Origin of the sequence: uncultured Fibrobacter sp. (assembly GCF_937877005.1) — a bacterium.
Lineage (GTDB): Bacteria > Fibrobacterota > Fibrobacteria > Fibrobacterales > Fibrobacteraceae > Fibrobacter.
In genome coordinates, this window is sequence record NZ_CALEFV010000090.1 from 1 (window position 1) to 8129 (window position 8129).

The window sequence follows — 8129 nt, forward strand, 5'->3', positions numbered from 1 at the left end:
GAATATAGGGGCGCATGGAAAAAATCCAAACAAGTCCCACCGTCAGGGAAAAGCAGAACGCGAGCAGGAGTAAGCGAAACAGGGCAAACATCGCCTATAAGATAGCAAAAAAAAAGAACCGGCGACACCTAAAAGGTATCGCCGGCCTTGAAAACCGATTCAAAATCAGATTAGTTTTCTTCCGGGTAGACAGAAACCTTCTGACGCTTTGCATCGAGGCGTTCGAACTTCACCTTGCCATCGACGAGAGAGAACAAGGTAAAGTCCTTGCCCATACCCACGTTGGTGCCCTTGTGGAAGTGAGAACCACGCTGACGAACGATGATGTTGCCAGCCTTGACGACTTCGCCCGCATACTTCTTAACACCAAGATACTTGGCGTTACTGTCGCGGCCGTTACGTACTGAACCTTGACCTTTCTTATGAGCCATGGATTAAACCTCCTTAGCCTTACGCAGAGAGTTCTTCTTGACCTTGGCGGGCTTCGGGAGACCCTGAGCAATCTTTTCCTTGCGAGTCAGAGGCACGTTCTGCACCTTCTGCTTGGCGAGGGCAGCCACGCGAGCGCGGTTGCGTTCGATAACCTTGGAGTCGACCTTTGCGGATTCTGCGCCGGAGCGAAGTTCCGTAACCAGCACCTCGGTATAGCCCTGACGATGACCGTTACGACGTTCGTAACGGGTACGGCGCTTCTTCTTGAAAACGATGATGGTGTCATACTTGCCATGGGCAAGGACTTCCACCTTCACGGAGGCGTCGTTCAGGACAGGGGTGCCGATTTGCACTTCTTTTCCTGCGAAAAGAAGAACGGACTTGAGCTCCAGTTCGGAACCAACAGCGGCATCGAGCGTGGGGACCTTGTAGGCCTTACCCAGTTCGACTTTATACTGGAAACCACCTGTTTCAACAATAGAATACATTTTTGTAATCCTTTTTTGGGTTGCTATTGGGACCCCAAATGTAGCAAAATTCGGAAAAATGTAAAGACAAAACCCCATTTTTTTCTAAATTTTAGCTCAAATTTTCATAAAGGACACTCGAATGAGCAAGATTATGAGCCTTGACGGCGACTGGCAGATGATTTGGGACACCGAAGATGCCGGCATTTCAAACCGTTGGTATGCAACTTATCCCCAAAATACAGAGACAGTTCATGTTCCCCATATCTGGGAACGCGCCTTTGACAAGCTTTTGATGTCGCAGGATTGCGCTTATTATTTCAAGAAATTCACTATCGACGACGAGAAGCAGGTCGCAAAGCGCATTTTCATCCGTTTTGAGAGAATCGCTTCGCACGCTACCGTGTGGCTCAACGGTAAATTACTCGGCACGCACTTCGGTGCGTACACGCCCTTCACGGTCGAACCACAAAAAGCCCTTAAATTCGGCGAAGAAAACACGCTCTGCGTACGCGTCGCCAACATGGGCGCCGCCAACAGCCGCATCGACTTCGGGCGCGAAAGCGCCGAAGGCGCGGACGACCGCTACGCCCACCCGAACGAAATGCCCGTTGGACTCCCCTGGAACCAGTACCCGTTCGGCGGAATTTTCGGACACGTGGACCTGATTCTCGGTACAGCAGCCTTCATTTCGGACGTCCGCATCGAACCCGATGCCGACCAGGAGCGCGTTGCCTGCGAAATTAGCTTCAATAATCCTCGCGGCTTCCAGACCAGGCTCCGCGTCCTCATGAAAAATCCTGACGGAGACGTGAGCGAGCTCTTTATTGGCAATATCAAGCTCGACAAGGAAAACGCCATGCAGCGCTACGTGTTCGAAATCAAGGAACAGAAGCGCGACAAGTACCAGTGGAGCCCCGAGCACCCGAATGTCTACGCCATAGAATTCCAGATGGAAATCAAGGCGGGCAAAGAAAAGGATGGCAAGGAAATCAAGCGTCCCGAATACGCCTTCCCCGTAGTGAAGACCTTCGGTTTCCGCAAGTTCGACTGCATCAAGGGTGACTACTACCTGAACGACCAAATTCTCAAAATCCAGGGTATCACCTACAACCAGCAATGGAGCGAAGGCGGACTCTGGACTCACGATAATCCGAAACTTGAGAAGGACCTCCAGGCAGTCAAGGCAGCCGGATTCAACACCATCCGCAGCTGCGGCGCACCCCTGACCGATGCAGCCCTCGATATTTGTGACAAGCTTGGCCTAATTGTTTTCCAGGAATTCCCGATCCACACGATGCGTTCCACGCCGCGCGGTCTCGAAATAGCAAAGAAACTTCTGAACGACCTCGTCAAGGAACAACACCACCACCCCAGCATTGGCGCCTGGGTGCTTGGTTCCGAAAACGGTTCCTTCCTGCTACAGAACGGCAACAAGATGCTGAACACCATCAGTCCGATGGACATGACGCGCCCCGTCATCAGCAACCTGAACAGCATCTACCTCGATAACGAAGGCAACTTCCGTAAGGACACGGGCAAGCTTCTTCCGGTGACGGTCGACAAGATTTCGACCTACTCGACGATGCGCCTAAACCCGAGAATGACTCCGAACGCCGCCTACACGCAATTCCTCGCCCACAGCTTTGATCGCGATGCGGAACCGCTTGCCGTTCCCGACGCGGGACTCGGCGACAGCGTATTCCAGGACGAAGAAGAGAATTTCTCCGCAGACATCAACAACAAGATGCTGGTGACGCTCAAGAACCATACGCTCCTGCCCGCCACGGCAACCAACATCGGTGGTCCCCGCAGCGCAAAGAACCAGAAATCCATCAAGAACTTCATCAAGCTCGTCGAAACCTTCGTCGAGAGCGACCTGTCTATCTGGAAGGACTACAAAAGCTTTGTCGCCGATGCAAACCGCATCGCGCTCAAGAGCAAACTCGACCAGATTTCCGCCTTGCAGAGCAATCCCCAGATTGCGGGCTTTTTCCTGGACCAGTGGTCCGACTGCGGAACCGATTTCTGTGGCATCTGTGACGAAAACCGCGTCAATAAGGGTTTCGACGAATTCACAAAGGAAATCACTGCGCCAAGCCGCGTCCTAGTGAGCGAACTGGAACACGTAGTCGAACCTCAGGGAGAAATCAGTTTCCAGATGACTCTCCTGAACAACAAGCGCTACGAAGACATCTCGGTCGAAGTCAAGCTCCTTGACGAAAAGGGCAAGGAAATCTCGAGCCAGACCATTACGCCCGAAGAACACACCGGTAGGACCAGCCTTACGCAGATGGGCATCTGCACAGTCATGGCCCCGAGAAATCAGGGCACGTACCAGCTGCAGATTACGCTGATCGACGACGGCAAGCCAATTCACGTAACGGCCGAAGATATCATCGTGATCGACCATGTCGACACGAAGGACTCCATGAAGAAGGTCTGCTTCCTTGACAACAGCGAAGAATCCAGCGACGCTCTCGCCGCACTGACCGGCCCCGAACAGATCATATTTACCGCGAACCTGAGTTCCTGGCCCGACGAAATTCTCGACAAGCTTGTGGATGTCGTCAAGAACCAGGGAAAGACCCTACTGCTTTCGGACTTGACACAGGAAGACATCGATTACCTGAACCAGAGTCATCAATTCGACTGCAATATCGAATCTCACTGGAGCACTGGCGCAAACGGTCTCAGCCTGCACTATCTGCCCAAAGATTCTGGCATCGCCTCTGTCTTTGGCGACACGAAGGTCCTGGACCAGAACGCAGCGGCAATCATGCCAAGCATTTCGCTAAACGAGCTCCCCGGCGCAACGGTATTTGCCCGTTCCGTCACCCTGAAGGACGAAGAACTCTATACTGGCGCAGACCTGCAGCTCTACCCCTTCGGCAAGGGCAAGATCATGTTCAACCAGTTCAACGTCTTTGAAGGACTCGAAACGAACGCTCTTGCAGACAAACTATTCAATGCCATTGTCGGCTTGCTGTAAGAGAGCTCAACATATAAAAAAGACTCGGCACGTCCCCGAGAGAGAAGGATGGCGCCGAGTCTAAACACCCAAGTCCGATACCCTGCGACTACCCATCTATGTCGCGGGTAAAAACAAACCTGTATTATTAAAATATACTCCGATGTGATATAAATCAAGTTTCTATATTGTAAAATCATGAACAACGCTACGATTTCATATTCCAACTTGGAACAATATTCCGATTTTTTGGCCCAGAATGCCAAAAAATCAAGCAAAAATCTCCGCACCCTCTCGGGCGAAAAGCGCAGCGCGGTACTGAACCATGTTGCCCAGATTTTACGTGAACGCAAGCCGGAAATTCTTGCTGCCAATAAAAAGGACCTCGAAGCCGCTGCCGGAAAGCTCGACGACTCGAAAATGGACCGCCTGACATTGAACGACGCCCGCATCGAGGCCATGGCCAAGGGTGCCGAAGAAATCGCCGCGTTCACCGACCCGCTGAACCGCGTGCTCGAAAGCCGCGAACTGAAGAACGGCATCAAGATTAGCCGCGTGGCAGTACCTATCGGCGCCGTATTCTTCATTTTCGAAAGCCGCCCGAACGTGACCATCGATGGCGCCTGCCTCTGCTTCAAGGCGGGCAATGCCGTGATTCTGCGCGGCGGCAAGGAATCTCTGAATTCCGCCAAGTGCCTCGCCAGCATTTTCCACGAAGCCCTCGCCGAAGAAGGCATCGACCAAGACGCCGTGCAGCTCGTGACCGAAACAAGCCATGACCTGGTGGGCATGCTCCTGCAGCGTAACGACTGTCTCGACCTCGTCATTCCCCGCGGAGGCGAGCGCCTGATCCGTGCGGTTGTGGAACAGAGCAAGATTCCCGTGATTAAGCACTTCAACGGCATCTGCCACGTGTATGTCGATAAGTCCGCCGATATGGACAAGGCCGTAAACATTTTGATTAACGCCAAGACGCAGCGTACGGGCGTGTGCAACGCCATGGAATGCGTGATTATCGACCGCCATATTGACGCGGCAACCATCAAGAAACTCATTGATTGCCTCGCCGACCGTGGCGTAGAACTCTTTGGCGATCACGACGCCCAGAGCCACGACAGCCGAATCAAGGACATCGGTGATGACAGCAATTACCACCACGAATATTTGGCCCTGAAGGCAAGCGTGAAGTTCGTGGATAACGTGGCCGAAGCCTGCGACCACATCGAAAAGAACAGCAGCCGCCACACCGAAGCCGTGGTTGCCGAAGACGCAAGCGTGCAGGATTACTTTGTCGCGAACGTGGACAGCAGCAGCGTGATGGTGAACGCGAGCACCCGCTTTGCCGACGGTGGCGAATACGGCCTCGGCGCCGAAGTGGGCATCTCTACCGACAAGCTGCATGCGCGCGGCCCGATGGGAGTAGAAAGCCTCTGCAGCTACAAATGGATTTTGCGCGGAAACGGCCAGGTGCGTAGCTAGTAATTAAACAAATAGCAAGATGATTATCAGCAATGAACAATAAATGGTCATTTTTTTTCTGTGTACTGATTGCGCTTCTTTTTAATGCCTGTGGTGGGGACTCCGGTTCTTCAGCAGAGGATTCTTCCAACATTTCTAGTTCCTCCGAAATGGGATTCGATTCATGGTGTAACGAAAGATTCGGAATTTCTGAAACCGATCCATGGACAGATTCACTACCTGGCAATGATTTCATCGCCAATCATATATGCGATGAACTTAACGAGTATATGAGTCTCATGCTGGCATTCTATGCGCGATGCACTTCTGCTGAGTACTACCAGGGGCATTACAGCATAGAAATCGTCACAGAACAGCGCTATATGCACATTCGTGCCAAAGTTTCGAATTGTTCGTATGTGCTAGAAAGCGATGGAGATCTTTCTCCCATGATAACAAACTATGGAGAGAAGTCCCTCGAATCATGTATCTGCAAGGTTGAAAACGATAAAGCATATTACCGTAACGTCATCCCGAAAATTTCCGAAGAAGAATCATCGAGTTCCGTTCCTGAATCGTCAAGCAGTTCTTCATTAAAAGAATCATCCTCATCAATTTATTCATCGTCTGCACAAGAATCCAGTTCCTCTGAAGAATCTAGTTCAAGCGTCTGGATTCCGACTGTATTACCCGAAGGAAAATACAGTTGCAAGGAGTACGATTGCGTTGCAACCGACTACCTAAATCCAGATATAGAGTATGGAGAATTATTGGACTCCCGTGAAAACAAGGTTTATAGAACCGTAAAAATCTTTGACCAGGAATGGATGGCTCAAAACCTGGATTATCGATACGTTTTGAGTGAAACAGATTCCAACAGCTTTTGCTATAACGACAGCCTCGAATATTGTAAAAAATACGGAAGGCTTTATACATGGGCCGCCGCAATCGACAGCCTTTCCATGGAAAAAAACGGATATGGAACCTGTGGATTTCAGGCTCTCTGTAATTTTTCGGAAGACGAAAAGTTAAGAGGTATCTGCCCAGAAGGATATAGAATTCCCAACAAAACGGATTGGACTACTTTATTAGAATCTATTATGACTGACATTGAAGATAAAGGGTCATACGCTTACTATCATGGGGCGGCAACAAAATTAAGAGACCTGAAAACATGGGAAGAAAAGGATTTAGATGCAACCGATGAATTTGGTTTTTCAATGCTTTCCACTGGCCTAAAATACCAAGGCAATTATCAAGGAATCGACGCATATACAGCTTTTTGGAGTTTAGAAGAATCCCCTAAAAGCGGAACATTCGCTGGTTATTATGCGTACACCGCTATGAACGAAGAGCTTATCTGGTCAAATATTCTTTGGCATACATCAGAGAAAAATTCAGCACATCCCATTCGCTGCATAAAGGAATAAACATGAAATTCGAAGACCTAATTAAAGAGATTAAATTCGAAGTTGAAGTGGACGGCGTTGCACTTGCGCCGGCAATTGTGCAGGACGCAGACAAGGGCGACGTGCTGATGATGGCCTGGATGAACGAAGAAGCGCTGCGCCGCACGCACGAATGTGGCGAAATGGTGTTCTGGAGCCGTAGCCGCAAGGAATACTGGCACAAGGGCGACACCAGCGGTAACGTGATGACCGTCGTAGAATGGGCCGCCGACTGCGACTCTGACGCCTTGCTCTTCAAGGTGCGCATGCAGGGTCCGCAGGTGGCCTGCCACACAGGCGCTCGCAGCTGTTTCTTCAAGACGTGCGAAAAGTAAGACAATCAGGTGAAATGTAAGCGGCTTTGCCGCAATGTGTAACTTGTAGTGTGCGATGTGTGATGGGAAACTTCACATTCCACACCAATAACAGGTGGTTAGCAGTATGAAAAAAATTCTCGCGCTGTTGCTCACAATGGCGATTTCAGCAATCGCCCAAGACCGTCACCAAATGGGTAGCAACTATTACGCCTACCCCACTCCCACCGCAAAATACACCAAGGCTCCCGCCGGCTACAAGCCGTTTTACCTGAGCCATTACGGCAGACACGGCAGTCGCTTTCACCAGCCCGCCGACCATTACCACGCCCTGTATAACACGCTTGCGAAGGCCGATTCCTTAGGCAAACTCACGGACCTCGGCAAGAGTCTGCTTGAACGCGCCAAGTACCTGGACGAATACGCCGCGCCGCGGGCAGGAGACCTGACACAACTGGGCGTGGCACAGCACCAGGGAATCGCGAAGCGCATGGTGAAGAACTTCCCTGAAATTTTCAAGAACGACGCCTACGTAGAAGCTTACGCCAGCACCAGTGTGCGCTGCGTGGTGAGCATGGCCGCGTTCCTCGAAGAATTGCATGCGCAAAAGCCCAAGGTCGAAATTCATCAGGAATCGGGCAAGTACCTGATGAGCTTCATCAGCCCGCTCGACTTCGGAAAAATCATCGGTGAATCGAACACTCCCGCCTGGCAAAAAGAAAACGAAAAACTCTACAGCCACGTGAATCCGACTCGCATGATGCGCACGATTTTCAATGATTCCAACTACATTCAGAAGAATGTAGACGCAGGCGACCTTTTCAGCAAGATTTACGAAATCGGCAACAGCCTGCAAGGGAGCCCCGAAATCGAGTTCAGCTTTGACGACCTGTGGACCGAAGAAGACCTTACCGCCCGCTGGCATGCACAGAACGCCTGGTGGTACAGCGTTCTCGGCAACAATCCATTCGCCAAGAAGCAGGGGCTCGAAAATGCAAGGCCACTCCTGAAGAACGTTCTTGAAATTGCAGACAAGGTA

The 8129-nt window shown here is 51.0% G+C and carries 7 protein-coding genes; 5 read left to right on the forward strand and 2 right to left on the reverse strand.

Going from position 1 to position 8129, the window contains the following annotated elements; all coding sequences use genetic code 11:
• Positions 1-170 precede the first annotated feature (170 nt).
• Positions 171-431 (reverse strand): 50S ribosomal protein L27, encoded by a 261-nt coding sequence (rpmA, locus tag Q0628_RS04685; protein WP_173652540.1) that lies wholly within the window; start codon positions 429-431, stop codon positions 171-173.
• Between the two features lie 3 nt (positions 432-434).
• On the reverse strand, positions 435-920 hold the full coding sequence (rplU, locus tag Q0628_RS04690; RefSeq protein ID WP_298768629.1) for a 50S ribosomal protein L21: 486 nt from the start codon (positions 918-920) through the stop codon (positions 435-437).
• A 121-nt stretch (positions 921-1041) separates the two neighbouring features.
• Here rplU and Q0628_RS04695 point away from each other — a divergent pair, with 121 nt between their 5' ends.
• From Q0628_RS04695 to Q0628_RS04715, 5 genes are all read left to right on the forward strand, one after another.
• On the forward strand, positions 1042-3891 hold the full coding sequence (locus Q0628_RS04695) for a glycoside hydrolase family 2 protein (protein WP_298768631.1): 2850 nt from the start codon (positions 1042-1044) through the stop codon (positions 3889-3891).
• Between the two features lie 177 nt (positions 3892-4068).
• Positions 4069-5349, forward strand: a complete 1281-nt coding sequence (locus tag Q0628_RS04700) for a glutamate-5-semialdehyde dehydrogenase (protein ID WP_298768633.1) — start codon at positions 4069-4071, stop codon at positions 5347-5349.
• Positions 5350-5381: 32 nt separating this feature from the next.
• Complete coding sequence (locus Q0628_RS04705; protein WP_298768635.1) at positions 5382-6758, forward strand: FISUMP domain-containing protein; 1377 nt, start codon at positions 5382-5384, stop codon at positions 6756-6758.
• A 2-nt stretch (positions 6759-6760) separates the two neighbouring features.
• Entirely contained in the window at positions 6761-7111 is a 351-nt protein-coding gene (gene hisI / locus Q0628_RS04710; protein WP_298768637.1) for a phosphoribosyl-AMP cyclohydrolase, read from the forward strand.
• A 106-nt stretch (positions 7112-7217) separates the two neighbouring features.
• A partial coding sequence (locus Q0628_RS04715) for a histidine phosphatase family protein (RefSeq protein ID WP_298768639.1) occupies positions 7218-8129 on the forward strand: 912 nt, incomplete at its 3' end.

Bases quoted from the DNA above. Each gene is read 5' to 3' on its own strand.
- rpmA (WP_173652540.1), bottom strand. From the start codon at position 431: ATGGCTCATAAGAAAGGTCAAGGTTCAGTACGTAACGGCCGCGACAGT.
- rplU (WP_298768629.1), bottom strand. From the start codon at position 920: ATGTATTCTATTGTTGAAACAGGTGGTTTCCAGTATAAAGTCGAACTG.
- Q0628_RS04695 (WP_298768631.1), top strand. From the start codon at position 1,042: ATGAGCAAGATTATGAGCCTTGACGGCGACTGGCAGATGATTTGGGAC.
- Q0628_RS04700 (WP_298768633.1), top strand. From the start codon at position 4,069: ATGAACAACGCTACGATTTCATATTCCAACTTGGAACAATATTCCGAT.
- Q0628_RS04705 (WP_298768635.1), top strand. From the start codon at position 5,382: ATGAACAATAAATGGTCATTTTTTTTCTGTGTACTGATTGCGCTTCTT.
- hisI (WP_298768637.1), top strand. From the start codon at position 6,761: ATGAAATTCGAAGACCTAATTAAAGAGATTAAATTCGAAGTTGAAGTG.